Source organism: Pseudomonas sp. GM24, from assembly GCF_000282235.1.
Taxonomy (GTDB): domain Bacteria; phylum Pseudomonadota; class Gammaproteobacteria; order Pseudomonadales; family Pseudomonadaceae; genus Aquipseudomonas.
The window spans coordinates 11,068-36,994 of record NZ_AKJR01000013.1 but is presented as its reverse complement, the minus strand read 5'-3'; the positions used below and the strand labels follow the sequence as shown (position 1 = coordinate 36,994).

14 protein-coding genes are annotated in these 25,927 nt (G+C 61.6%); 7 read left to right on the top strand and 7 right to left on the bottom strand.

The window, feature by feature from the left end:
- Window positions 1-90: 90 nt before the first annotated feature.
- From PMI23_RS01315 to PMI23_RS01305, 3 genes are read left to right on the top strand one after another with little or no spacing between them, the layout of a single operon-like run.
- Window positions 91-801, top strand: coding sequence for a metal ABC transporter ATP-binding protein (locus PMI23_RS01315; protein ID WP_007949602.1), 711 nt, complete (start codon window positions 91-93; stop codon window positions 799-801).
- Window positions 801-1,700: a metal ABC transporter permease gene (locus tag PMI23_RS01310; protein WP_007917717.1), complete on the top strand. Its 900-nt coding sequence runs from the start codon at window positions 801-803 to the stop codon at window positions 1,698-1,700. The genes PMI23_RS01315 and PMI23_RS01310 overlap by 1 nt, the downstream gene beginning before the upstream one ends.
- Complete coding sequence (locus PMI23_RS01305; protein WP_007917716.1) at window positions 1,701-2,606, top strand: metal ABC transporter substrate-binding protein; 906 nt, start codon at window positions 1,701-1,703, stop codon at window positions 2,604-2,606.
- Between the two features lie 200 nt (window positions 2,607-2,806).
- On the opposite strand, the gene PMI23_RS01300 is transcribed toward PMI23_RS01305, so the two are convergent.
- The 5 genes from PMI23_RS01300 to PMI23_RS01280 form a co-directional block, all read right to left on the bottom strand.
- Complete coding sequence (locus tag PMI23_RS01300) at window positions 2,807-3,031, bottom strand: MbtH family protein (protein WP_007917715.1); 225 nt, start codon at window positions 3,029-3,031, stop codon at window positions 2,807-2,809.
- 83 nt (window positions 3,032-3,114) lie between these two features.
- Complete coding sequence (locus PMI23_RS01295; protein WP_007949601.1) at window positions 3,115-4,527, bottom strand: aspartate aminotransferase family protein; 1,413 nt, start codon at window positions 4,525-4,527, stop codon at window positions 3,115-3,117.
- A 142-nt stretch (window positions 4,528-4,669) separates the two neighbouring features.
- A complete protein-coding gene (locus PMI23_RS01290; RefSeq protein WP_007908713.1) occupies window positions 4,670-5,155 on the bottom strand; it encodes a GNAT family N-acetyltransferase in 486 nt (161 codons plus the stop codon).
- Between the two features lie 128 nt (window positions 5,156-5,283).
- The gene (locus PMI23_RS01285) at window positions 5,284-6,606 is read right to left on the bottom strand and encodes an ATP-binding protein (protein ID WP_007908712.1); all 1,323 of its coding nucleotides are present in this window, start codon (window positions 6,604-6,606) and stop codon (window positions 5,284-5,286) included.
- Window positions 6,606-7,286 (bottom strand): response regulator, encoded by a 681-nt coding sequence (locus PMI23_RS01280; protein ID WP_007908710.1) that lies wholly within the window; start codon window positions 7,284-7,286, stop codon window positions 6,606-6,608. The genes PMI23_RS01285 and PMI23_RS01280 overlap by 1 nt, the downstream gene beginning before the upstream one ends.
- Window positions 7,287-7,524: 238 nt before the next feature.
- Here PMI23_RS01280 and PMI23_RS01275 point away from each other — a divergent pair, with 238 nt between their 5' ends.
- From PMI23_RS01275 to dsbG, 4 genes are all read left to right on the top strand, one after another.
- The gene (locus PMI23_RS01275; protein WP_007908708.1) at window positions 7,525-8,217 is read left to right on the top strand and encodes a hypothetical protein; all 693 of its coding nucleotides are present in this window, start codon (window positions 7,525-7,527) and stop codon (window positions 8,215-8,217) included.
- A gap of 98 nt (window positions 8,218-8,315) precedes the next feature.
- Complete coding sequence (gene dsbD / locus PMI23_RS01270; protein WP_007908705.1) at window positions 8,316-10,049, top strand: protein-disulfide reductase DsbD; 1,734 nt, start codon at window positions 8,316-8,318, stop codon at window positions 10,047-10,049.
- Window positions 10,049-10,930: a TlpA disulfide reductase family protein gene (locus PMI23_RS01265; protein ID WP_007908704.1), complete on the top strand. Its 882-nt coding sequence runs from the start codon at window positions 10,049-10,051 to the stop codon at window positions 10,928-10,930. The genes dsbD and PMI23_RS01265 overlap by 1 nt, the downstream gene beginning before the upstream one ends.
- Window positions 10,906-11,676 carry a thiol:disulfide interchange protein DsbG gene (gene dsbG, locus PMI23_RS01260; protein ID WP_007908700.1) on the top strand — a complete coding sequence of 257 codons (771 nt, stop codon included), beginning with the start codon at window positions 10,906-10,908 and terminating at the stop codon, window positions 11,674-11,676. The genes PMI23_RS01265 and dsbG overlap by 25 nt, the downstream gene beginning before the upstream one ends.
- 81 nt (window positions 11,677-11,757) lie before the next feature.
- Here dsbG and PMI23_RS01255 read toward each other — a convergent pair whose 3' ends face one another.
- Together PMI23_RS01255 and PMI23_RS01250 are read right to left on the bottom strand one after the other, a co-directional pair.
- Window positions 11,758-12,570, bottom strand: coding sequence for an alpha/beta fold hydrolase (locus PMI23_RS01255; protein WP_007908698.1), 813 nt, complete (start codon window positions 12,568-12,570; stop codon window positions 11,758-11,760).
- 230 nt (window positions 12,571-12,800) lie between these two features.
- On the bottom strand, window positions 12,801-25,799 hold the full coding sequence (locus tag PMI23_RS01250) for a non-ribosomal peptide synthetase (protein ID WP_007908697.1): 12,999 nt from the start codon (window positions 25,797-25,799) through the stop codon (window positions 12,801-12,803).
- Window positions 25,800-25,927: the final 128 nt, after the last annotated feature.

The window sequence follows — 25,927 nt, the reverse complement described above, 5'->3', positions numbered from 1 at the left end:
GGAGCGAGTTTGCTCGCGAAGGCGCCGGATCAGCCGACATCTTTGTTGAATGACACACCGCTATCGCGAGCAGGCGAAGGCCTACAGGTTATGGGGCCGACGCTGGATTTTGCGCAGGTTTGTCTGACGCTGGGTCGCACAACCATTCTCGACAAGGTCACCTTCCAGGTGCAGCCCGGCAGCGTACACGCGCTGGTCGGCCCCAACGGTGGCGGCAAGAGTTCGCTGATCAAGACCCTGCTCGGGCAAATGCCGCATCAGGGCCAGCTCAGCCTGCAATGGCCCGGCGAACCCGGCACCATCGGTTATGTACCGCAGGCGCTGGAATTCGATCGCGGTCTGCCGATGACCGTCGACGATTTCATGGCTGCCATGTGTCAGCGACGCCCGGCTTTTCTCGGCTTGAGCAAGCGTTACTCCGGCGCCATTGGCGATGCGCTGGAACGCGTCGGCATGCAGGACAAACGCAAGCGGCGCATGGGTGCGCTGTCCGGCGGTGAGCGCCAGCGGGTGCTGCTCGCACAAGGTTTGATTCCGACGCCGCAATTGCTGGTGCTGGATGAGCCGATGTCGGCCCTCGATGAAGCCGGGATTCAGGTGTTCGAGCGCCTGCTCAATGACTGGCGCGCGGCAGGTATCACCGTGCTGTGGATCGAGCACGATCTGGAAGCGGTCGGGCGCCTGGCCGATCGGGTCACCGGCCTGAACCGTCGTGTGCTGTTCGACGCCACGCCACAACAGGCGCTGACCCCGGAACGCCTGCTGACGCTGTTCTCGACCCATCCACGGAGCGCTGCCTGATGAGTTACGAAGCCTTTCGTTTGATGGTGCAAGGCTGGGCCTCGTCCGGTTATCTGCCGGAAGCGCTGGCCTACGGTTTCGTGGTCAATGCGCTGCTTGCCGGCCTGCTGATCGGCCCGGTGCTCGGCGGCCTCGGCACACTGGTGGTGGTCAAGCGCTTCGCGTTTTTCTCCGAAGCAGTGGGCCACGCGGCGCTGACCGGCGTGGCCATCGGCATCCTGCTCGGCGAACCCTACACCGGCCCCTATGGCAGCCTGTTCGGTTATTGCCTGCTGTTCGGCATCCTGCTCAATTACCTGCGCAACCGTACCGGCCTCGCACCGGATACTTTGATTGGCGTGTTTCTGTCGGTGTCGCTGGCGTTGGGCGCGAGTCTGCTGTTGATTCTGGCGGGCAAGATCAACGTGCACATTCTCGAGAACGTGCTGTTCGGTTCAGTGCTGACGGTCAACGGCAACGATCTGGCGGTGCTGGCCATCGTCGGTTCGCTGGTCATGGCATTGGCGCTACCGCTGTACAACCGCATCATGCTCGCCAGCTTCAATCCGCAACTGGCAGCCGTGCGCGGAGTGGCGGTGAAGACCCTGGATTATCTGTTCGTGATTCTGGTGACGCTGATCACCGTGGCAGCGGTGAAAGTCATCGGCGCGATTCTGGTCGGTGCTCTGCTGGTGATCCCGGCCGCGGCGGCGCGCTTGCTCAGCCAGTCGCTCAAAGGGTTCTTCTGGTGCTCGGTGTTGATCGCCACGGTCAGCACGTTGTGCGGGATTCTTGCGCCGATCGTGTTCGATCTGCCGATTCCGTCCGGCGCGGCCATCATTCTGGTCGCCGGTATTGCCTTTGCCCTTGCCGCCATTGCGCGCGGGGTTGTCCCGAGTCTGAAAGGGAATCTTGGATAAATGACTTTTTCAATTCGCAAACTGACCTTGGCCATGGCCTTGTGCGGCGTGGTCTGCGCGCCGTTGATGGCTGCCGAAAATGCTAAACCGCTGCGAGTGCTGGCGTCGTTGCCGATTACTTATGGTTTGGGCGAAGTGCTGCTCAAAGGCACTGATGTCAACCTTGAACGTGCGGCGCCAGCGAATCTGCCGGGCAGCCGTCAGACCGCGTATTTCACCGGTCGCGGCGCGCCGGCACTGAGCAAACTGGCAACCGGCGCCGATGCTGTAATCGGCGTGCGCTCGCTGTGGGCCGATGATCCGCTGTACCCGATCGCCCGTCGCAGCAATATCCGCATCGTTGAAGTCGACGCCGCGCGACCGGTGGATGGCGCCCTGCCCGGCATCGCCGTGCAACCGGATCTGAAGGTCGATGGCTTGAACAGTCAGCCATGGCTGGCGAGCAACAACATGGGGCGCATGGCGGATGTGATGGCGGCGGATCTGGTGCGCCTGGCACCCAGCGCCAAGCCAAAGATCGAGGCGAATCTGGCGGCATTGAAGCAGCGTTTGCTGAAGCTCAGCGCCGACAGCGAGGCGCGACTGGCCAGCGCCGACAATCTCAGTGTGATGAGTTTGAGTGATCACTTCGGCTATTTGATCGGCAGCCTCAATCTGGAACTCATCGGCGAGGATCCACGGCCGGATGCCGAGTGGACGCCTGAAGATCTGAAAAAACTCACGGCGACGCTCAAGGACAATGAGGTGGCGGTGGTGTTGCATCATCGGCAGCCATCGGACGCGCTAAAAGCGGCGATTGCCGAGTCCGGCAGCCATCTGGTGGTGCTGAGCACCGATGCGGCGGACCCGGTGGCGGAGCTGGAAGGCAATGTGGATTTGCTGCTCAAGGGCTTGAGCGGGGCGTGATTCCAGTTGCACCGCGTTATCGTTCATCGCTGGCAAGCCAGCTCCCACAGGGTTCTCGGTGAACGCAGATTTTGTAATCACCAAAATACCTGTGGGAGCTGGCTTGCCAGCGATGGGGCCCTGAAAGGCAACACAAATCCAAGGCAAGAAAAAACCCGCTGACTGTTTCCAGTCCAGCGGGTTTCTTTTTGCCCGGCCGCTTATTGCGCGGCGGCCTGGGCTTCCATCTTCTGGCGCAGGCTCAGCGGACGCATGTCAGTCCAGACTTCTTCGATGTAGGCCAGGCACTCCTTTTTCAGGCCGCTCTTGCCCACGGTGCGCCAGCCTTCCGGCACGGCTTTGTAATCCGGCCAGATCGAGTATTGCTCTTCGTGGTTGACCACAACCTGAAAAAGGATGTCCTCGCGGTCGAATACTGACGTCATGCTGGTTCTCCATCGTTGTAAGGGTGGGCTGCACGCGGGGTGCAGCCGGGTATGTAGAAAGAACGTTTGGCGCGGCGAAAAATTTACAGCGCAGCGGTGGCAGCGGCCAAAGCACGGCCAAAGATTTCCGCGACACGGTCGATTTCGGCAGCAGTGATCACCAGCGGCGGCAGGAAACGCACCACCGCGCCATGCCGACCACCCAGCTCCAGAATCAGCCCGCGCTTGAGGCATTCGCGCTGGACCAGCGGCGCCAGTCGAGCAAACGCCGGCGGATGACCGAGCGCATCGGGAGTGCCGTTCGGCTCGACCAGCTCGACCCCGAGCATCAGGCCACGACCACGAATATCGCCGAGTTGCGGGAAGTCGCGTTGCAGGATGCGCAAGTGCTCGCTGAGGCGCTCGCCCATGGCCGCGGCGTGTTCGCAGACCTTGTGTTCGACCAGATAACGCATCACCGCAGAGCCTGCCGCCATGGCCATCTGATTGCCACGGAAGGTGCCGGCGTGCGCGCCCGGTTGCCAAGTGTCGAGCCAGTCGCGATAGACCACCACGGCCAACGGCAGACTGCCGCCGATGGCTTTGGACAACACCACCACATCCGGGGTGATGTCGGCGTGTTCGAAGGCAAACATTTTGCCGGTGCGGGCAAAACCGCTCTGGATCTCGTCGACGATCAGCGCCACACCAGCCTTCTCAGTGATCCGACGCAAGCCGCGCAGCCACTCGATGTCCGCCGGAATCACACCGCCCTCGCCCTGCACCGCCTCGACAATCACCGCGGCGGGCAATTGCACACCGGCCTCGGGGTCGTTGAGCAGGTTTTCCAGGTAACTCAGGTTGGCCTTTACGCCCGCCGCACCACCGAGGCCGAACGGGCAACGGTAGTCATACGGGAACGGCATGAACTGCACGCCATTGCTGAGCAGCGCACCCAACGGCTTTTTCGGCCCCAGGCTGCCCATCAGGCTCAGCGCGCCTTGGCTCATGCCGTGATAACCGCCGGAGAACGACAGCACGGTGCTGCGCCCGGTCGCGGTGCGCACCAGCTTCAACGCGGCTTCCACGGCATCGGTGCCGGTCGGGCCGCAGAACTGGATTTTCGCTTCAGCCGCGAGCGCGGAAGGCAGCAGGCCAAACAGATCCTGGACGAACTGATCCTTGACCGGAGTGGTCAGGTCGAGGGTATGCAGTGGCAATTCATCGGCCAGCACCTGCTGGATCGCTTCGATCACCACCGGATGGTTATGCCCCAGCGCCAGCGTGCCGGCACCGGCCAGGCAGTCGATGAACGTGCGCCCTTCGACGTCTTCGACATAGAGGCCTTTGGCGCGCTTCAGCGCCAGCGGAATGCGCCGCGGATAACTGCGGGCGTTGGATTCCTGCCGGGCCTGCCGGGCCAGCAATGGCGATTCATTGAACTGGTACAACGTTTCGGCCGGCGCCGAAGTAACCCGGGCCGACGACTCTTCGATAAGGCTGGTGGCGACTGACATCTCTCGACCCCTCAATTGGCTATGGATAGTGACCAAAACAGCACACCGGACAGGTGCGCATTCCGATCGCGGGGCGCACTTGCAGGTTTTCCTGTTCTGGAAACGCTTAAGGGGCCTGAGGATTTAGCCCGTGATCGAGTTGTCAGCCCGGCAATGCCAACGGCTTGCGCATGGGCAGGCTCTGCAAGCCTTGGTATTCGAGGGGCGGCGCTGACTTGTGATAGCCCAGACGCCGATAAAATGCCTGGCCGGTGTACGTGCTGTTGAGATCAGCGTGAGAACCACCGCGAACCCGTAACCAGCCTTCCAGATCCTCCATCAGCGCCCGTCCGACGCCCCGGCGAAATGACTCTGGCTGGACGTAACACAGCAAAATGTCGCCGCTGGCCCGAGCCATGCCGACACCGACCGGTTTGTCCGCCAGCAACGCGATACACAGATAGAAGTGCGGGTCGGCGAGCCGGGCACTGATGAAGTCGGCGGATTGCAGGCCGATCCATTGGCTGACGAGTGACGGATCGTTACGGTGATCGAGCGCACAACCGATGCGGATCGAACGTTCGATGATGCGACTGATGATACCGGCGTCGGCCAGAGTGGCCGGACGAATGCAGATGGGTGCTTCCATGGCGCAGTTCCCTCAATCCATTGAGTCAAAGCTGCGCTGACCTTATCCCCACCCGGTCCGGATAGCGAACGCCGAGAAGTTACATTTGATGTGTCTGGCGCGATTTCCTACCACAGGCTGTGCTGGAATCAGACAGGTTGCAACGGCATGGTCAGTTCGACGCGCAGGCCATCCGGGCGGCTGTCGAAATGCAGGGCGCAGTCACAACGCTGAACGATCGCCTGAACAATTGCCAGACCGAGGCCGCAACCGGTGCTTTGGCCGTTGCGCCAGAAGCGTTGGGTCAGGTGTTGCAGATCATCCGGCGCAATCCCCGGGCCATGGTCGCGCACGACAAAACGCACGCGGTTGCCAATGGTTTCCAGGCTCAGCTCAACCGCACAGTCTTCGGGCGTATGGCGCAGGGCGTTGTCGAGCAGATTGCGCAGCGCCGCAATCGACAGCACCGCCGGCATTTGCAACGGTGCGACAGAAAGTTCGGCCGGCAGGTGCAATTTGATGCGCAGGCGTTCGCCCCCCGTGGCGTCCTGAATCGCCAGGCGTGCCACTTGCTCGGCGCTGCATTGCGAGCCGTCATCGAACGACAGACTGCCCTCGACCCGCGCCAGCAACAGCAGTTGCTCGAGCGTGCGATGCAAGCGATCAGCGCCCTCCTCGGCCCGTGCCAGCGACTGATCGCGGGCGTTGCCATCGGTCATGCGTGCGACTTGCAGGTGGGTCTTGATCGCCGTCAGCGGGCTGCGCAGCTCATGCGCCGCGTCACCGGTCAGACGGCGCTCACGCTCGATGGTTTTGCCAATGCGCTGGAACAACTGGTTTTGCGTTTCAAGCAGCGGCTTCAATTCACTGGGGAAAGTCTGGATCTGCAACGGCTCAAGCGAGTCGGCATTGCGCCGCATCAGTGCTTCACGCAGACGGTTGAGCGGCGCCAGACCCTGGCCAATGCCCAGCCACAACAGACACAGACAGCCGAGCATCGCCACACCCACCGGCACCGACGCCGCCAGCAGGATCGACATGTTCAGCGCCTCGCGCTCGATCTGCCGGTCAGCGGTGGTAATCCGCACATCGCCTCGGGCAAGGGTGAAACTGCGCCACGGCGCACCGTCGATCATCTGGTCATGGAAGCCCATCTTCTCGGCTTCCAGCGCTTGTTCGGGGTTGTTGTGGCTGCGCGCGAGGATTTCCCCGCGCAAGGAGCTGACCTGACAGGCCATGCCACCGGGGATATTCAGTTGTTCGGCACTGAAATGCGTGCCCTCGCCCTTGCTCGGCAAAGTCGGCAACTGTTCCAGCAGCCCGGCGACCATGCGCGCCGACGCCACCAGACGCTGGTCGAGGGAAAACATCATCTGATTGCGCAGGTCACTGAGCATCCACGCCGCCGCCAGCGCCCAGATCAGTGCAAACGCGGCGCCGAGGGTCAGACTCAGGCGCAGTCGCAGACTCATCACTTGCCTTGATCTCCACCATCGGCCGGGCCAAGGCGATAGCCCAGACCGCGCACGGTTTCGACGATGCCTTTGCCCAGTTTGCTGCGCAGGTGATGGATGTGCACGTTCAGCGCGTTGCTTTCCAGTTCATCGTTGAAGCCGTAGACACTGTCCTTCAACTGTTCAGTGGACAGCACCCGACCACGATTGTGCAGCAGCGCCTGCAGCAGCGATTGCTCGCGGCGCGACAAGTCCACCGGTTGCCCGGCCAGGGTGGTTTCGCGGCTGCTCGGGTCGTAGGTCAGCGCGCCGTGCTCAATCAGGTTGACACTGCGCCCGGCGACCCGGCGCAGCAAAGTTTGCAGACGGGCGAACAGTTCACGCAGATCGAACGGTTTGAGCAGGTAATCGTCAGCCCCGGCCTGCAAACCATCGACGCGGTCGGTGACCGAGTCGCGCGCGGTCAGGATCAGCACCGGAATTTCCAGGCCACTCTGCCGCAGTTGTTGCAGCAACTTGAGGCCATCTTCGTCGGGCAGGCCGAGATCGAGCACCATCACGTCGAATTCGGCCACCTTGAGCATCGCCCGCGCCTTCGACGCGGTGTTGACGTGCTCAACGGTCAAACCCTGAGCCGTGAGGCCGGCAACGATCCCGCTGGCGATCAGCTCATCGTCTTCGCAAACCAGTACGTGCATGGGTGCTCCGTGGATAAAAAAGGCGAGTGAAGCAGGCGAGGATTAAGCGGCAATTATGGCCGTCACCGGCGCTTACGGAAAGCCGGGCAAAAACATCGGGGCGCCACCTGTTGCAGGGCCTCACCCGGCGCTGAAACTTTCCCACTAATAAAGAAACAGTTTCTCCCTATGTAATAACCCTTCGATCATTTAGTTTTCGACTGGCAACCACCAACAACTTTAAAGGGACTTAATAAACATGCCTCAACTAAAAAACTTCGTCGCGCTCGATTGGCGCTCCGGCCCCGACCGTATTTATTTCTTCTTCAAGGACAGCGACACCTATTCCCGATTCGATCTCGGTGACAATAAGGTATCCGCCAACTATCCCGCATCGGTCGGCGATAGCTGGGACACCTTTGGCCCCCATGCCAAAGACTTGCGTTTCGGCCTGACAACCACCTCATTCGGCTGGAACACCTCGTCAGATGAAGATATTGCCTGGTTGTTTTTCTATCAGGGCAACACACCCGTGGTGTGTAAATATAATCAAGACAAAGACAAGGTCGATGCCTTTTATAAAGTTGCCGATTCGATCTGGAAGCCGATATTGCCCTACTTCGACAAGATCATCGCCGGCACCTGGTTCCAACTGACCGGTCACCCGTTTCTATTCAGGTTCATCCTCAACGACGGACACTATCTATCGTTTAACTACAAGGCAAAGACCCTGACCTACAAATCCTTCGGGGATTATCGGCTGGGCGCGCTGAAACCGTACAAGGACCGCATCATCACGGCAGCGCAAAATGACCGGACTTTGGCCGACAGCTACTGGTACATCTTCCTGACCGACAACCAATACCTGACTTACAACATTCAGTCCGACCGTCTGGTCTCCGGACCGAAAACCATTAATGACGCGAACTGGCCGGGACTGCTGCGCGGCTGATTGGCCGAAGCGCGGAGGGCCTTGTAGGATACGGTTAATTATCGGTTAATCGCCGCCGCCCATTCTGCGCCTCACTTGCACAGGGACAAGGCTCCTCCATGCGTCATTTTTTTCTATTGTTTGCTCTGCTGATGTCCAGCCTGGCCCAGGCTGGAAACAATCCATTTGAGACTAAACCGGAATTTCTGCCGGTCGACCAGGCATTCGTGCTCACCTCCGAACGCCTGGAATCCGGTGAAACCCAACTGTTCTGGCAAATCACCGACGGTTATTACCTGTATCAGAAACGCCTGAAATTCGACGGATTGAGCGCAGAGCAACAGCCCGCGCTGCCTGAAGGCGAGTCCCACAGCGACGAGTTTTTCGGGGAACAACCGGTCTATCGCCAAGGGCTGGAAGTGAAAATCCCGGCGACAGCCACAGGCCAGATCAAGGTCAGCTATCAGGGCTGTGCCAATGCCGGCCTGTGCTATCCACCGCAGACCCGGGTCATTGATCTGGGCGGCAAAGCGGCGGTGGCCGCCAGCGCTGAAGCGCCGGATCAGGCCTTGGCCAGCAGCCTGCAACAACGCGCGCTGGGCTGGAGCTTACTGGTGTTTTTTGGTCTCGGTCTGTTGCTCGCGTTTACTCCTTGCACGTTACCGATGCTGCCGATTCTGGCCGGCATGGTCGTTGGCAGTGGCGCCACCCCGCGTCGCGGTTTCGCGCTGGCCGGCAGTTATGTGATCTGCATGGCGCTGGTCTATGCGGCGATGGGCGTGATCGCTGCGCTGCTCGGCGCAAACCTGCAGGCATGGTTGCAGAATCCGTGGCTGCTCGGCACGTTCGCCGCGATCTTCGTGGTGCTGGCCCTGCCGATGTTCGGCTTCTTTGAACTGCAATTGCCGGTGGCCCTGCGTGATCGCCTGGAACACGCCTCGCGCAGTCGCAGCGGTGGCAGCCTGATTGGCGCCGGGGTCCTCGGTGCATTGTCCGGTCTGCTGGTCGGCCCGTGCATGACCGCGCCGCTGGCCGGTGCGTTGCTGTACATCGCGCAGAGCGGCAACGCACTGCACGGCGGCTTGATTCTGTTCTCGCTGGGTATCGGCATTGGTGTGCCGTTGTTGTTGCTGGTGACCGTGGGCAATCGCTTCCTGCCCAAGCCCGGCGCGTGGATGAACCTGCTCAAAGGCGTGTTCGGTTTCCTCTTCCTCGCCACGGCGCTGTTGATGTTGCGTCCGGTGCTGGAGGCTTCGTTGTGGCTGGGCCTGTGCGGTGCACTGCTGTTGATCGCTGCGTTCTGTGCCTGGAAACAGTCCGAAGGTTTTGGCCGAGTAGCCCAGCTGTTCGGCGCCAGCTCGCTATTGCTCGGGCTGTGGGGCAGTCTGCTGGTGATTGGCGCGGCAGGCGGCAGCGATGATCCGTATCAGCCGTTGCAGGTCTACAGCGCCGGCCGCGCCAGCGCAGCGCAGCCATCGGCTCATGACGCGTTCACCACGATCAAGGAGCCGGCTGCGCTGCAACGCGAACTCGATGCCGCCAAGGCTCAGGGTCAGTGGGTGCTGCTCGATTACTACGCCGACTGGTGCGTGTCGTGCAAAGTCATGGAGAAACAGGTATTCGGCAAGGACAAGGTCATGCAGGCGTTGAATGACGTGCGCCTGCTCAGGCTCGATGTCACCGCCGACAATGCCGCCAGCCGTGAATTGCTCAGCCGCTACAAAGTGCCGGGGCCACCGAGCTTCGTCTGGATCGGTACCGATGGCGAAGAACGCCGCAGCCAGCGCATCACCGGCGAAGTCGATGCCGAGACGTTCCTGCAACGCTGGGCCACCACCCGGGACGCCAATTAATGCTGACTTTCACCCTCGGCACTTTTGCCATCGCGCTTAATCACCTGCTGCTGATCAGTGCTCTGGCACTGGCGACCTTTGTCGGCTGGCGGGTGGCCAAGCGTGGCGGTGATAACCCCGAGTCGGCGTTGTTCAGCCTGTTTCTGCTGGGCATGCTCGCGGCGCGGATTGCCTTTGTGCTGCTGTACTGGTCGCACTATCGCAATGACCCGTGGCAGATCATCGATTTGCGTGACGGTGGCTTCCTTGCCTGGCCGGGTGTGATTGTGTTGCTGCTGGCGGCGCTGTATCGCGGCTGGCGGCGTCCAGGGCTGCGTCGTCCACTGGGCTTTGGCGTGGCCAGCGGTGTGGCGTTCTGGCTGTTGGCGACGTTGTCGTTAAACATCTATGAACAAGGCACCCGACTGCCGGACATCTCTTTGCGCAACGCGGCCGGGGAAACCATCCAGCTCAGCGATTATCAGGGCGGCCCGCTGGTGATCAATCTGTGGGCGACCTGGTGTCCGCCGTGTCGGCGCGAAATGCCAGTCCTGGAGAATGCCCAGCAACAACGCCCGGACCTGACCTTCCTGTTCGTCAATCAGGCCGAAAGCATGCAAAGCGTGGCGACGTTTCTTGAGACCCAGGGCCTGAGCCTGAACAACGTGCTGTTCGACCGCAGCGGCCGCCTCGGTCAGGCCGTCGGTTCGATGGCATTGCCGACTACGCTGTTCTATAGCCCTGACGGTCGGCTGCTGAGCAGCCACCTGGGCGAGTTATCCAACGCCAGCCTGGCGCGCGCCTTGGAAAACTTCGACACCCCGACCCCGAATTCGAACCCGGCCACTGCACCGGCCACCTCTGCAAGGAAACTGCCATGCCCCGCCTCCGCCACCTGCTGACGCTGACTCTGGGCACCGCCCTGCTGCACTTGCCGTCGGTGCAGGCCGCTGAAGAATTGCCTGCGGCGATCAAGCAGATCGAAGCCAAAGGCGCGAAAATCGTCGGCCAGTTCGATGCCCCCGATGGCTTGCGCGGTTACGCGGCGCAGTATCAGAACCGTGGCATGGCGCTGTACCTGACCCCGGATGGCAAACACGTCATTCTCGGCAATATGTACGACGCCGACGGCAAGGATCTGAGCAGCGAGCCACTGCAAAAAATGGTCTACGCGCCGATGGCCAAGGAAACCTGGGCCAAGTTCGAGGCGAGCAACTGGATTCAGGACGGCAACAAGGATGCACCGCGCACCGTGTACCTGTTCAGCGACCCGAACTGCCCGTACTGCAACATGTTCTGGGAACAGGCGCGGCCGTGGGTCAAGGCTGGCAAGGTGCAGTTGCGGCACATCATGGTTGGCATCATTCGCGAGGACAGCCCGGGCAAATCCGCCGCGTTGCTGGCCGCGAAAGATCCGGCCAAGGCCCTGGAGGATCACGAAAAAGCAGGCAAGGGCAGCTCGCTCAAAGCGCTGAAAGATATTCCGGCGGCCGTGCAGACCAAACTGGCAGCGAACATGCAGTTGATGGAAGACCTGGATTTGCAGGCGACGCCGGCGATTTTCTACATGGATGACAAGGGTGAGTTGCAACAGCAACAAGGCGCGCCTTCGCCGGACAAGTTGGTGAAGATTCTCGGGCCTAAATAAGCAAAATCAAAAGATCGCAGCCTGCGGCAGCTCCTACATGGAAAGCGTTTTCTGTAGGAGCTGCCGCAGGCTGCGATCTTTTCAACGGCGGTCAGCCAGGAAAGCCAACAACACCTCGGTGACAAACTGCGGGTTCTCCAGGTTGGAGATATGCCCCGCCTCCGGCACCAGCACCCACGGGCAACCGATCAACTCGGCCATTTCCTTTGTTTCCGACGGTGGTCGCGGTTTGTCCTGATCGCCGCACATGACCAGCGTGGAGGCCGCATTCAATTCGCCCAGTCGTGGCAACAAATCATCCCGGCCAAAGGTGATACGCCCCATCGGTACGATGCTTTCGCGCAGTCGATCCGAGGAGTACGCCGCCAGTTTCGCGCGAAAATCCTGATACAGCGCCGACTGCGGATCGATACCCGGACGGAAGAAGATCGGCACGACGATATCCAGTAACTGCTCGGAGATTTCGCCGGTTTCTTCAATCTGCTTGAACAGCGAGAAGTAGTACTGACGAGTCGGTTCCGGCTCGACGCCGACGTAGGTGTCCATCAGCACCAGACCGTTGATCCGTTGCGGGGCCAACAACGCCAGACGTACGCCCCACATGCCACCGACCGACAGCCCGACAAGAGTGACCTGATCGATATCAAGATGATCGATCAGGGACCGCGCCTGACGAGCAATGTCGTCCAGTGATGTGGTGCCTTCAGGCAACCGTCCCGACTCACCGTGGCCCCACAAGTCCAGTGCGATCACCCGATAGTGCGGCGATAACGCAGCGATCTGCGGTGCCCACATGGCCTGATCCCACAGGTAGCTGCCGGCCAGCAATACCGCCGGTCCTGTGCCTTGATCAATGTAATGCAGCGCTTGTCCGTCAACCGTGAAAAAAGGCATCGACCACCCCCGCGACAAAAAAACAGAACCGGCAGACTGAGCTGCCGGTTGCTGGTCGTCAACCCTGGAAATGTACGCGATTGTACTGGTTTAATTGTGTTGAACGCGCTGACGCCATCGCTGGCAAGCCAGCTCCCACAGGTTCCAGAGTGAACACAAAATCTGTGGCTACACTCGATTACTGTGGGAGCTGGCTTGCCAGCGATAAGGCCACTACAGGCACTAGAGAATCAAAGGCCCTCCAGCTCCGCCATCAGATCATTCAACCGATCGACCTTCTCCTCGGTGATATCACTCGCCGTCAGTCCATCAATGTACTCGGCCAGCTCCTCCACCGTGCTGCACTCGAACATCGCCCGCAACGGCACATCGCGCTGCAGGGTTTTCTGCACCCGCGAGGCGATCTGCGTGGCCAGCAACGAATGCCCGCCCAGTTCGAAGAAGTTGTCGCGTACGCCGACCTTCTCGACCTTCAGCACCTCGGCCCAAACATCCGCCAGGGTCTGCTCCAGTTCATTGCGCGGGGCCAGATAATCCTGACTCTGCAACTGGCCGATCTCCAGTGCCGGCAAGGCTTTGCGGTCGAGTTTGCCGTTGGCATTGAGCGGCAGCTGATCGAGCCACAACCAGTGCAGCGGCACCATGTATTCAGGCAACTCGGCGCGCAGGCGCTGTTTGATCCGCTCCAGGCGTTCACTCGGATTGAGTGCCGAATCGGCCGCCACCAGATAGCCGACCAAGTGCTTGCCGTTGACGCCTTCCTGCACACCGACTGCGCCATCGCGCACTTCCGGTTGCTCATGCAGACGCGCCTCGATTTCGCCCAGCTCGATGCGATAACCGCGAATCTTCACCTGATCGTCAACCCGGCCAACGTACTCCAGCACACCGTCACTGCGACGCCGCGCCAGGTCACCGGTGCGATACAGACGTTCGCCCGGCGCGCCGAACGGGTTCGGCACAAACACCGGTGCGGTGCGCAACGGGTCGCTGACATAACCGCGACCGACGCCCGTGCCTGCCACGCACAACTCACCCACCGCGCCCAGCGGCACCAGCTCCAGCGCGCCGTCGACCAGATAGAGCAAGTTGTTGTCGGTCGGCGTACCGATCGGCAGGTAACTGCCGCGCGTCGAGGCCATGTCGACACGGAAAAACGCCACGTCATCCGAGCATTCCGCCGGGCCATAAGCGTTGACTAGACTAATGTCCGGGTAACGCAGCAGCCATTGGTGCGCCAGTTCCGGCGGCATTGCCTCACCGGTCGGCAGCATCCAGCGCAGGCCATCCAGACTCAGACGATCCGAAGCGAGCATGCCCTGAATAAGCGACGGCACGCTCTCCAGGACGGTGATGCCCTGCGCTTGCACGTGCACCAGCAAACCTTGCGGATCGTGGGCGATGGTGTTCGGCACGATGTCCACCCGTGCGCCGAACAACGGCGCGGCGAGGAACTGCCAGACCGAAATATCGAAGCTTTGCGACGCGGTCTGTGCAATCACGTCGGCGTCGCTCAGATGCAGATACGGCACCTTGCTCAACTGGTTGTTGAGCATACCGCGCTGCTCGACCATCACGCCTTTCGGCAGGCCGGTCGAACCCGAGGTGTAGATCACGTAAGCGAGGTTGTCCGGGCCGCTGTAAATGCCCAGGTCCTGCGCCGACGTCGCCTCCGCTTGAATCTCTTCCCAGACCAGCAACTTTGGACGGTCGGCGCAGCTGAATTCATCCAGTAAGGTCTGCGCCTGTGTGCGGCACGCCTCGCTGCAGACCAGCACCGGCGTGCGGCTCAGCTCGATGATGCGTTGCAGACGCTGACTCGGCAGGCCCGGATCCAACGGCAGATAACCGGCACCGGCCTTGAAGCTACCAATGATCATGCCGAGCAGATCGAGATTTCGTTCGGCGAGCAAGGCCACCGGTTGATCCATCTGCACACCCACGGCGACCAGTGCATGGCCGAGTCGGTTGGCATTGTGGTTCAGCTCGGCGTAACTCTGTTGCTGATCAAGGCAGGTGGCGGCGATGCGCTGCGGATGCGCGGCGACCTGCGCTTCGAACAGCGCAACGTAGCTCTGCTCCAGCGGATAATCGTGGGCACTCTGGTTGCAACCGTGCAGCAGAAACTCCTCTTCCTCACTGCCTAGCAGCGGCAGGTCGGCCATGTCGCCATGGAAGCCATCGACCAGCGCCAGCAGCAAACGCTTGAACTCGCCGAGCATGCGTTCGATGGTCGATTCGTCGAAATAGCGCTGGTCGTAGGACAGATGCAGACCAAGGTCATCACCCGGGTAGCACACCGCCGTCAGCGGGAAGTTAGTGTGCGTACGGCCGGAGTCCGAGGTCGCATTCAGGCTCTGCGCGCGATCAAGTACCGACACTTCCACCGGGGCGTTTTCGAAGACAAACAGGCTGTCAAACAGCGGCTGGCCTTTCGGCAATTCGCTTTGTTCCTGGATGTTCACCAACGGCAGGTATTCGTACTCACGCAGTTGCATGTTGCTGTCGAGCAAAGCGCTGAGCCACTGACGCACGCTGCTGCGCTGATCGTCCTCAGGCATTTTCACCCGCAGCGCGATACTGTTGATGAACAGGCCGACGGTACGCTGCATCTCCGGCATTTCCACCGGACGCCCGGCCACGGTGACGCCGAAGAGCACGTCACGATCGCCACTCATGCGGCGCAGTACCAAGGCCCACGCGGCTTGAGCGAAAGTGTTGATGGTCAATTGATGCGCCTGCGCCAGTTCACGCAGACGCGCACCGTCCTCGACATTGAGGCGGGTGTAGCGGTCGCCAACGACCATGCCGCCGCTTTCACCGGCGTGTTCGCGCAGGAACGGACGATCGCTCGGGATCGGTGTGGTGCGTTCGAACCCTTGCAGATTGTGCTGCCACCACTGCCGCGCTTCGGCCAGGCTCTGACGTTGCAGCCAGCCGATGTAATCGCGATAACGCGGCGGCACGGCAAGTTGCGCTTCACGACCCTCACCCAACGCGGTGTAAATCTCGAAGAAGTCGTTCATCAGCAACGAGCGGCACCATGCATCGATGAGAATGTGGTGGTTGCTCATCATGAACCAGTAACGCGCTGCGCCGACCTTGATCAGACGCAGGTGGAACGGCGCCTGATTGAGCAGATCGAAACCGGCCTCGCGCTCGCTTTTCAGCAGCGCTTGCAGCTTCGGTTCCTGCTCGGTTTCAGCGATGGCACTCCAGTCCAGATACTCGATCGGCGTGCGACCCGGTGTGTGAATCACTTGCAGCATGTCTTCGCCGACATTCCAGCAGAACGACGCACGCAGCGCTTCGTGACGGGCGATCACCGCTTGCCACGCCTGGGCGAAACGCTCCGGGTCGAGTTCGCTGTTGATGCGGTAGCGATCCTGCATGTAGTACAGACCGGTGCCCGGTTCGAGCAAGGTATGCAGCAACATGCCTTCCTGCATCGGCGTCAGCGGATAAACGTCTTCGATGTGCGCGGCCGGTACCGGCAAGGCATCCAGTTGCGCCTGAGTCAGCTTGGCCAACGGGAAATCCGACGGCGTCAGGCCGCCGGACTCGTCTTGCAGGCAATGGGCGATCAGGCTTTGCAGCTCACCGAGGTAAGCGTCGGCCAGATCGTTGATGGTTTGCGCGTCGTAACGCTCGGCGCTGAAGGTCCAGCGCAGCAGCAATTCACCGCCGTAGACCTGACTGTCGATACTCAGTTCGTTCGGCAATGGCGCGTGCGGATCGTGGGCGGCACCGACCGCTTCATCCAGCGGACGGAACAGCGCACCGCTGCCGAAGCTCTGGTCGAACTGGCCGAGGTAGTTGAAGGTGACCGGCGCGTTCGGCAACGCGGCCATGCTGCGCTGGCTGAGATCATCGGCGAGATAACGCAGTACGCCGTAGCCCAGGCCCTTGTGCGGCACCGCGCGCAGTTGCTCCTTGATCGCCTTGATCGAAGCGCCCTGCCCCGCAGCCTCTTCGATGTTGTGCGGGGTCAGACGCAGTGGGTAAGCGCTGGTGAACCAGCCGACAGTGCGGGTCAGATCGATCTCGTCGAACAGGGTTTCGCGACCGTGGCCTTCCAGTTGAATCAGTGCCGACGGTTGACCGCTCCAGCGGCAGAGCACACGGGCCAGCGCGGTCAGCAGCAAGTCGTTGACTTGCGTGCGATAGGCGGCTGGCGCCTGTTGCAGCAACTGTTTGGTGTGCTCGGCATCGAGGCGCACGCTGACGGTTTGCGCGTGACGATTCTGCTGGCCGCCCTGCGGGTTTTCGCACGGCAAATCGGCGCTCGGACCGGCCAGTTGGGTCTGCCACCAGTTGAGTTCTTCGCGCAGGGATTCGCTGCCGGCATAGGCTTGCAAACGCGCGGCCCAGTCTTTGAAGGCACTGGTTTTCGCTGGCAGTTTCACCGCTTGGTCGGTATCGAGTTGGCGGTAAACGGTTTGCACATCGTCGAGCAATACGCGCCACGACACGCCGTCGACCACCAAGTGATGGATGGCGATAAACAGGCGTTGCTGACCTTCAGGGCCGTCGACCAGCAAGGCGCGAACCAGCGGACCATTTTGCAGATCAAGGCTGCACTGCGCATCAGCGAACAGCGCTTGGCACTTGTCCATCGAGGTAACCCGCACTTGCCACACCACGGCCGCTTCGGAGACGGCTTGGTGCGTCGCTTGCCATTGACCGTTGGCCTCGGTGAAGCGCAGGCGCAAGGCATCATGCTGCTCGATCACCGCCAGCAACGCTTGCTCCAGACGATGCGGTTCGAGGGTCACGGTCGGCTCCAGCAACAACGCCTGATTCCAGTGCTGACGCTCGGGGATTGCAGTGTCGAAGAACCAGTGCTGAATCGGCGTCAGGCGCGATTCACCCGACACCAGACCTTGCTCAGCCGTGACCTGTTCAGTGCGGCTGGCCACAGCAGCCAAAGTCTGCACAGTTTGATGCTGGAACAGATCACGCGGGCTGAAATGAATGCCCTGTTGCCGTGCACGGCTGACCACTTGAATCGACAGAATCGAGTCGCCACCCAATTCGAAGAAGTTGTCGTTGAGACCGACCTGCTCGACGTTGAGCACTTCGCACCAGATCTGCGCCAGGGTCTGTTCCAGTTCGTTGCTTGGCGCAACGTAGTCCTGACGATTCAACTCGGGATCCGGCGCCGGCAAGGCGCGACGGTCGAGTTTGCCGTTGGCGGTCAGCGGCATGCTCGCCAGCAGAATCAGGTGCGTCGGCACCATGTAATCCGGCAGTTGTGCCTTGAGGTGCGCCTTGAGCGCGTCGCGCAGTTCAGCCTGTCTGGTTTCGTTTTGCTCGGCAATCTCGGTGACCAGATAGCCAACCAGTTGCTTGCCGCTCGGCGCATCCAGGGCCAACACCACGGCTTCGCGAATCGAGTCATGATCGAGCAGACGGGTTTCGATTTCGCCGAGTTCGATACGGAATCCACGGATTTTTACCTGATGGTCGATCCGGCCCAGGTATTCCACCAAACCATCGGCGCGCTGGCGCACCAGGTCGCCGGTGCGGTACATGCGCCCGCCATCGCTGGCGAACGGGTCAGCAACAAAACGCTCGGCGGTGATGCCCGGACGGTCGTGATAGGCCTGCGCCAGACCGGCGCCGCCGACGAACAATTCACCGGTCGCACCTTGCGGCACCAGCGCCAGATCGGCGTCGAGAATGTACGCCACGCGCGCACCGATCACGCTGCCGATCGGCACACTGCCAGCGCCCTCTTCGAGCACCTGCGGCGCCAGACTGGCCAGTGGCATGACCACGGTTTCCGTCGGGCCATAGGCGTTGAAAAACATCGCCGGTTTGAACGCTGCACGAATGCGTTGCAGGTGTTCACCGGTCAATGCTTCACCGCCGGTGATGATCATCCGCACCGGCAGGATTTCGTTTTGCGTCGAGAGGAACTGCGCTAACTGGCTACCGTAGCTCGGGGTGAAACCGAGCACGTTGATTTTATGCGTGCGGATCAAACCGCAGATTTCTTCCGCGTCCCACTGACCTTGTGCACGCAATACAACCTGCGCACCACTGAGCAGCGGCACCAACAGACGCTCGGTCGCCGCATCGAAGTTGATCGAATAGAAATGCAGTTCGCAGTCATCCGGGCGCATGCCAAACCGCTCGATCACGGCTTGGCAGTGCATGGCGATTTCGCCGTGGGAGACCACTACGCCTTTCGGTTTGCCGGTCGAGCCCGAGGTGTAAATCAGGTAGGCCTGATGTTGCGGCAGGCTGATAAACGGCAGCTCGCTGGCCGGATAAGCAGCGAGTGCTGCGCTGTCATCTTCCAGGCACCAGCGCGCCACGCTTGGCGGCAGATCGCCAAGGGCTTTGAACATTGCGCGATCACTGAGCAGCAGACCAATGCGACTGTCTTCGATCATGTAGTGCAGACGGTCGAGCGGGTATTCCGGGTCCAGCGGCACATAGGCGCCGCCAGCCTTGAGAATCGCCAGCAAGCCGATGACCATCTCCAGCGAACGCTCCAGCGCCAGGCCAACGCGCACTTGCGGGCCGACACCCCGTTCACGCAAGGCCCAGGCCAAGCGATTGGCGCGGGCGTCGAGTTCGGCGTAGCTCAGGGTTTGCCCGGCGAAAGTCAGGGCCGGCGCGTCTTTGCGCGCCAGTGCCTGTTCGGCGAACAGGTGATGAATGCACTGATCGAGACGATGCTCACCCGGCTCGACGCCGAGGCTGTCGAGCAGGTGTTGTTGCTCAGGCGCATCGAGCAGCGGCAATTCGCTTAGACGCTGTTGCGGATCGGCGATCAGCGCTTCCAGCAGGTTGCGCCAATGTTTGGCCATGCGCGCGATGGTCGGCTCGTCGAACAAATCGGTGCTGTAAGTCAGGCAGCAACCGAGGCGATGGTCGAGGTCGGTGACTTCCAGATTGAGGTCGAACTTGGTCGCCCGCGCATCGTTGGCCAAATACTCGACGGTCATGCCGGCGAGCATGCGGCTCTGCTGGAATTCCCAGCGCTGCACGTTGCACATTACTTGGAACAACGGGTTGTAGGCGGCACTGCGCGGCGGCTGCAAGGCTTCGACCAGATGATCGAACGGCAGATCCTGATGCGACTGGCCTTCGATCACGGTGTGACGCACCTGCTCGAACAACTCGCCGACCGACATCATGCCGTCGAGCTGACAACGCAGCACCTGGGTGTTGAGGAACGCACCGATCAGCCCTTCGCTTTCCGGGCGAATACGGTTAGCCACTGGCGCGCCGATGCGCAGATCGGTCTGGCCGCTGTAGCGGTAAAGCAATGTCGCGAGCGCGGCGGTCATGGTCATGAACAGGGTCAGGCCGTTTTGCGCATTGAAGGCACGAACCCGCGCGGCAAGATCGTCGCTCAGGTCGAAGCGGAACAGTTCGCCCTGATGGCTTTGTACCGGCGGACGCGGACGGTCACCCGGCAGTTCCAGCAGCGGATGTTCACGACCGAGTTGCGCGGTCCAGTAGTCGAGTTGGCGCTGACGCTCGCCGGATTCCAGCCAGTTGCGCTGCCAGACGCTGTAATCGAGGTACTGCACGGGCAGCGGCTCAAGCGGCGAATCACGGTCATCGACAAACGCTTCGTACAGCGCACTGAGTTCGCGGGCGAAAATATCCATCGCCCAGCCTTCGGTGACGATGTGGTGCAGAGTCAGGACAAAGTAATGCTCCTGCTCGGCGGTTTTCACCAGACAGGCGCGCAGCAGCGGGCCGCTTTCCAGATCGAACGGCAGATGCGCTTCTTCGTCGGCGAATTGCTGAACCTTTTGCTCGCGCACGTCGGCGGAAAGTTTTGAGAAATCCTTCCAGCCCATGCGTACGCCGGTTTCGGCATGCACCTGTTGGCGGGCGACGCCGTCGACGCTCGGGAAGGTGGTGCGCAGGGTTTCGTGACGCAGGATCAACGCTTGCAACGCGGCTTCGAAACGCTCGACATGCAACACGCCACGCAGACGCGCCATGCCGCCGACGTTGTACGCCGGGCTGTCCGGCTCCATCTGCCAGAGGAACCACATGCGCTGTTGCGAGTACGACAAGGGCACCGGTTGGCTGCGATCGACCTTGTCGATCGGCGGCTGTTTGTTGGTGCGGCCGCTGGCCTGGATCAGGCGGATCTGCTCGGCGAAATCAGCCAGCTCGCTGTGCTCGAACAAGGCGCGCAACGGCAGTTCGACGTCGCAGGCCTGACGGGTGCGCGAGATGATTTGCGTGGCCAGCAGCGAGTGACCGCCGAGGGCGAAGAAGTCGTCGCGCAGGCCAACTTGCGCCAGACCGAGCACTTCGCGCCAGATCGCGGCGATCTGCTGTTGCAGTGCAGTCACCGGCTCGACGTGTTCACGTACTTGCCATTGCGGCTCGGGCAAGGCACGGCGGTCGAGTTTGCCGCTCGGGCTCAGAGGCATTGCGTCCAAACGCATCAGTTGTGCCGGGACCATGTACTCCGGCAGCTCGGCGGCCAGCGCGGTTTTCAGGCGCGTGATGTGTTCGTCTGCAACTTCGCTTGTATCGGTCGCGGTGAAGTAACCGATCAGCTGCGCGCCGGCAGCGGTTTCGCGCACTAGCACCACGGCTTGGGCGACGCCGTTCTGGGCGAGCAGACGCGCTTCGATTTCTTCCGGTTCGACGCGGAAGCCACGCAGTTTGACTTGCTGGTCGAGACGGCCGAGGTATTCGATGACGCCGTCGGACGTCCAGCGCGCGCGGTCGCCGGTGCGGTACAAACGTGCGCCCTGCTCGCCCAGCGGATCGACCACAAAACGTTCCGCGGTCAACGATGGACGGCCAAGGTAACCGCGAGCCAGACCGATACCGCTGATGCACAGCTCACCCGGCACGCCGGCCGGCACCGGATTGAGATCGGCGTCGAGCACGCGGCAAATCACGTTGCCCAACGGACGACCGATCGGCGAACGTTCGCCATCGGCAGGGGTGCAATGCCAGTGGGTGACGTTGATTGCGGTTTCGGTCGGGCCGTAACGGTTGTGCAATTGCACCGCCGGCAGTTGCGCCAACACGCGGTTGCGCAGTTCGGCGGGCAGCGCTTCACCACCGGAGAATACCCGGCGCAGGCTGGTGCATTCGGCGCTCAGCGGTTCGTCGATGAACAGCGAGAGCAGTGGCGGCACAAAGTGCAGCGTGGTCACGCCATAGGCCTGAACAAGCTGCGCAATGCGATGCGGATCGCGGTGTTCACCGGCGCCGGCGATCAGCAGACGCGCGCCAGTGATCAGCGGCCAGAAGCATTCCCACACCGACACGTCGAAACTGATCGGTGCCTTTTGCATCAGCACATCTGTTTCATTGAGGGCGTAAGCGTTCTGCATCCATTGCAGACGTTCGGCCAGCGCGGCGTGAGTGTTGCCGACGCCTTTCGGTTGGCCGGTGGAACCCGAGGTGTAGATCACGTAGGCGAGGTTGTCGCCGTGCAGGTGCGGACCTGGCGCCTGGCTCGGCCAGTTTTCCAGGTGCAACGCATCCATGGCGATCACGCTGACGCCGTCGCTGGCCGGCAAACGCTCGAGCAATTCGGTTTGGGTCAGCAGCAATTCGACGCCGCTGTCGCTGAGCATGTAGGCGAGACGATCAGCCGGATAATCCGGGTCCAGCGGCACATAGGCGCCACCGGCCTTGATGATCGCCAACAGACCGATCAACAGTTGCGGCGAGCGCTCGGCGGCGATAGCCACGCATACATCCGGGCCGACGCCTTTGTCGCGCAGGTAGTGCGCGAGGCGGTTGGCCTGCGTGTGCAGTTCGGCGAAGTCGAGGCTGCCACCGTCCCACACCAGCGCGGTGCGTTCCGGGGTTTTTCGCACCTGTTCGTTGAGCCGTTCCGGCAGCCATTGTTGCGCCGGGGTGCACGGTGCGACGCTCCAGTTTTTATGCTGGTCGTGTTCGCCGACGGTCAACAGCTGCAGGTCGCCGATGGCTTGCTCCGGGCGTTCGCAGACTTCGCGCAACAGGTTGCTGAAGTGTTCGGCCAGACGCTCGATGGTGGCCGAATCGAACAGTTCACTGGCGTAGTCGAACGACAGCGTCAGGCGACCGTTACGGTCTTCTTCGCTGTGCAGTTGCAGGTCGAACTTGGCTTCGCGGCTGTGCCACGGCAGTTCTTCGGCGAGCAGACCCGGCAGACGCTTGAGTGCGCTCAGGTCGCGTTGCTGATGGTTGAACATGACCTGGAACAAGCCTTGTTCACGGGCTTGCGGGAAGGCTTCGAGCAGTTGTTCGAAGGGCAGATCCTGATTCGCTTGCGCACCGAGTGCGGCTTGACGGGTCTGGGCCAGCAGCTCGACAAACGACAGGCGCGAATCGATTTGCGCACGCAGCACTTGGGTGTTGATGAAGAAACCGATCAGGCCTTGGGTTTCCAGGCGCGGACGGTTGGCGTTGGGTACGCCGATGCGAATGTCGCGCTGACCGCTGTAGCGATGCAGCAGGCTCTGGAATGCCGAGAGCAGCAGCATGAACGGCGTCGCTTGTTGCGCTTGCGCGGTGTTGCGGATCGCCTCGCTGAGGTGCGCGCCCAAACGCACGGTGTGGCGCGCGGCACTGTGGTTTTGTTGGGTCGAGCGCGGATGATCAGTGGCCAGTTCCAGGGTCGGATGTTCGTCACCCAACTGCGTTTTCCAGTACGCCAGTTGCCGCTCGCCCTCGCCCTGCGCCAGCCATTGGCGCTGCCAACTGCCGTAGTCGGCGTACTGGGTTGGCAGCGGCGCAAGGGTCGCGGTCGCGCCCTGCGAAGCGGCGGCGTACAGGCGCGAAAATTCGTCGATCAATACGTTCAGCGACCAGCCGTCGGCGATGATGTGGTGCAGCGTCACCAGCAGTTGGTGATCTTCGTCGTCGAGACGCACCAGCGTCACCCACAGCAGCGGGCCTTTCTCCAGGTCGAACTGGGTGCGCGCTTCATCTTCGCGGATTTGTTGCGCACGGGCCTCGCGCTCATGGGCCGGCAGGTCGCTGATGTCGATCAGTTGCAGATTGAATTCGGCGGCGGCAGCGACTTGTTGCAGGGCCACGCCGTCGCGCTCAAAGAAACGCGTGCGCAGCGATTCATGGCGTTCGATCAGTTGCTGGAAACTGGTGCGCAAGGCGTCTTCGTCCAGTTCGCCGCGTAAACGCAGGGCACCGGGAATGTTGTAGGCGCTGCTCTGCGGGTCGAGTTGCCAGGTGATCCACAGACGGTTTTGCGCCAGCGATTGTGGCATTGGCTCGGAGCGCGACAACGCAATGATTGCGCCTTGGGCGCTGCCGCCGTCCTGTTGCTGTTGCGCCACGGCAGCAGCGAATGCCGACAGTGTCGGGGCTTCGAAGAGCAGACGCAGGCTCAGCTCAAGGCTGAGTTCTTCGCGAACCCGGGCGATCACTTGCGTGGCGGCGATCGAGTTGCCGCCGAGCAGGAAGAAGTGATCGTCGGCGTTGACCTGTTTGACGTTGAGTTGTTCGGCCCAGATGTTGCCGATCAACGCTTCGAGTTCGGAGGCGCTGGTGGCCGACTCTGCGGTTTCGGCTGTGGTCGACGGGAACACCGCGTAGCTGTCGAGGCTGCCATCGGCCAGACGATTGCGGCACGCCGAACGCTGTAATTTGCCGCTGGAGGTTTTCGGCAAGGCGCCTGGATTGAGCAGTACAACAACGCTTGGTGCCTCCTGATACGCCTCGGCTACCGCTTGGCGGATCGCTTTGATCAAGGCTTCCGGCGGCAGGATTTTTTGCACGCTGCGGCTGATTTCCGCGGCGATGCCGATGCCTTCTTCGCCATTCTGATTGATCGCGAATGCAGCGACGCGGCCCTTGCGCACCACTTCCACTTCGTTCTCGACGGTCTTCTCGATGTCCTGCGGATAGAGGTTGTGGCCGCGCACGATGAGCATGTCTTTCAGGCGCCCGGTGATGAACAGTTCGCCGTTGCGGACGAAGCCCAGGTCACCGGTGCGCAGCCAGGTGCGGCCGGCATGCTGGACAAACGTCTTGGCGCTGGCTTCCGGGTTGCGCCAATAGCCGAGGGCGATGCTCGGACCCGTAGCCCAGACTTCGCCGACAGCATTGTCGGCCAGCGCTTCGAGGGTATTGGGTTCGACGATCAGCACGGCGTGTTCCGGCTGGCTGATGCCGCAGCTCATGATCGGGCTGCCCTCACCCGGCGCCGCACGGTTTTGCGCCAGCGCCTGATCGTCCACGCGCAGTGCCGGGATGCCGGTGCCGCGCGGGGTGCCGGCGACGAATAGCGTCGCTTCGGCCAGACCGTACGAGGCCATGAAACTGTCTGCGCTGAAGCCGCACGCAGTGAACTTCTCGGCGAAGCGCTCGAGGGTGTCGAGACGGATCGGCTCGGAGCCGGAATAGGCCACGCGCCAGCGGCTCAGGTCGAGGCGTTCAAGTGCCGATTCGCTGACCCGCTCGCTGCACAGGCGATAGGCGAAGTCGGGCCCGCCGCTGATGGTGCCGCCGTATTGGCTGATCGCTTCCAGCCAGCGCAAAGGCCGGCCGAGGAAGTACGCTGGCGACATCAGGATGCACGGTACGCCGCTGAAAATCGGCTGCAACAGACCGCCGATCAAACCCATGTCGTGATACAGCGGCAGCCAGCTGACGATCACGTCGTCCGGATTTACATCGATGCCGAAACCGTGACGGATCAACAGTTCATTGGCGACCAGATTGCCGTGGCTGACCTGCACACCTTTGGGCAGCGCGGTGGAGCCGGAGGTGTATTGCAGGAAAGCGATATGGTCTTGCGGCAAGCTCGGTTCAACCCAGCTTTCGGCCTGCGTGCGGTCGAGAGTGTCGACACACAGCAACGGCGGCGCGCCTTCGATCTGCTGCAAGGCGTCGCGCAAGTCGGCGCTGGTCAGTAGCAGACGCGGTTCGGCGTCGGCAATGATCGACAGCAACCGCTCCTGGTGATGACGCCGCGCAGATTCCGGCGGATAAGCCGGCACCGCGATCACGCCGGCGTACAAGCATCCAAAGAAGGCCGCGACGTAATCCGGGCCGCTGGGAAACAACAGCACCGCGCGGTCGCCGAATTCGGCTTCGACCTGCAATGCGGCCGCAATAGTGCGCGCGCGCTCATCCAGTTCGCGATAACTGAGTACCACAGCCTGCTCTTCGCTTTCGGCAAGAAAACGCAAGGCCAGTCGATCCGGCGTCAGGGCCGCGCGGCGCTGAAGGGCTTGGACCAGGGTGCTGGGGAGTTCGAACGCGTCGGTCATGAGGTTTCCTGCCTGAATTCGGCTTGCTAATGGAATCGGGTTGCTGCGTCACGCCCCGCGAAGGGCCTGCTGGGCGCGGTCTGTGCCGACCGCGCAAGGCGCTGGAATGCTGTCTGGCCGGGGTCGTG

Bases quoted from the DNA above. Each gene is read 5' to 3' on its own strand.
- PMI23_RS01315 (WP_007949602.1), top strand. From the start codon at position 91: ATGGGGCCGACGCTGGATTTTGCGCAGGTTTGTCTGACGCTGGGTCGC.
- PMI23_RS01310 (WP_007917717.1), top strand. From the start codon at position 801: ATGAGTTACGAAGCCTTTCGTTTGATGGTGCAAGGCTGGGCCTCGTCC.
- PMI23_RS01305 (WP_007917716.1), top strand. From the start codon at position 1,701: ATGACTTTTTCAATTCGCAAACTGACCTTGGCCATGGCCTTGTGCGGC.
- PMI23_RS01300 (WP_007917715.1), bottom strand. From the start codon at position 3,031: ATGACGTCAGTATTCGACCGCGAGGACATCCTTTTTCAGGTTGTGGTC.
- PMI23_RS01295 (WP_007949601.1), bottom strand. From the start codon at position 4,527: ATGTCAGTCGCCACCAGCCTTATCGAAGAGTCGTCGGCCCGGGTTACT.
- PMI23_RS01290 (WP_007908713.1), bottom strand. From the start codon at position 5,155: ATGGAAGCACCCATCTGCATTCGTCCGGCCACTCTGGCCGACGCCGGT.
- PMI23_RS01285 (WP_007908712.1), bottom strand. From the start codon at position 6,606: ATGAGTCTGCGACTGCGCCTGAGTCTGACCCTCGGCGCCGCGTTTGCA.
- PMI23_RS01280 (WP_007908710.1), bottom strand. From the start codon at position 7,286: ATGCACGTACTGGTTTGCGAAGACGATGAGCTGATCGCCAGCGGGATC.
- PMI23_RS01275 (WP_007908708.1), top strand. From the start codon at position 7,525: ATGCCTCAACTAAAAAACTTCGTCGCGCTCGATTGGCGCTCCGGCCCC.
- dsbD (WP_007908705.1), top strand. From the start codon at position 8,316: ATGCGTCATTTTTTTCTATTGTTTGCTCTGCTGATGTCCAGCCTGGCC.
- PMI23_RS01265 (WP_007908704.1), top strand. From the start codon at position 10,049: ATGCTGACTTTCACCCTCGGCACTTTTGCCATCGCGCTTAATCACCTG.
- dsbG (WP_007908700.1), top strand. From the start codon at position 10,906: ATGCCCCGCCTCCGCCACCTGCTGACGCTGACTCTGGGCACCGCCCTG.
- PMI23_RS01255 (WP_007908698.1), bottom strand. From the start codon at position 12,570: ATGCCTTTTTTCACGGTTGACGGACAAGCGCTGCATTACATTGATCAA.
- PMI23_RS01250 (WP_007908697.1), bottom strand. From the start codon at position 25,799: ATGACCGACGCGTTCGAACTCCCCAGCACCCTGGTCCAAGCCCTTCAG.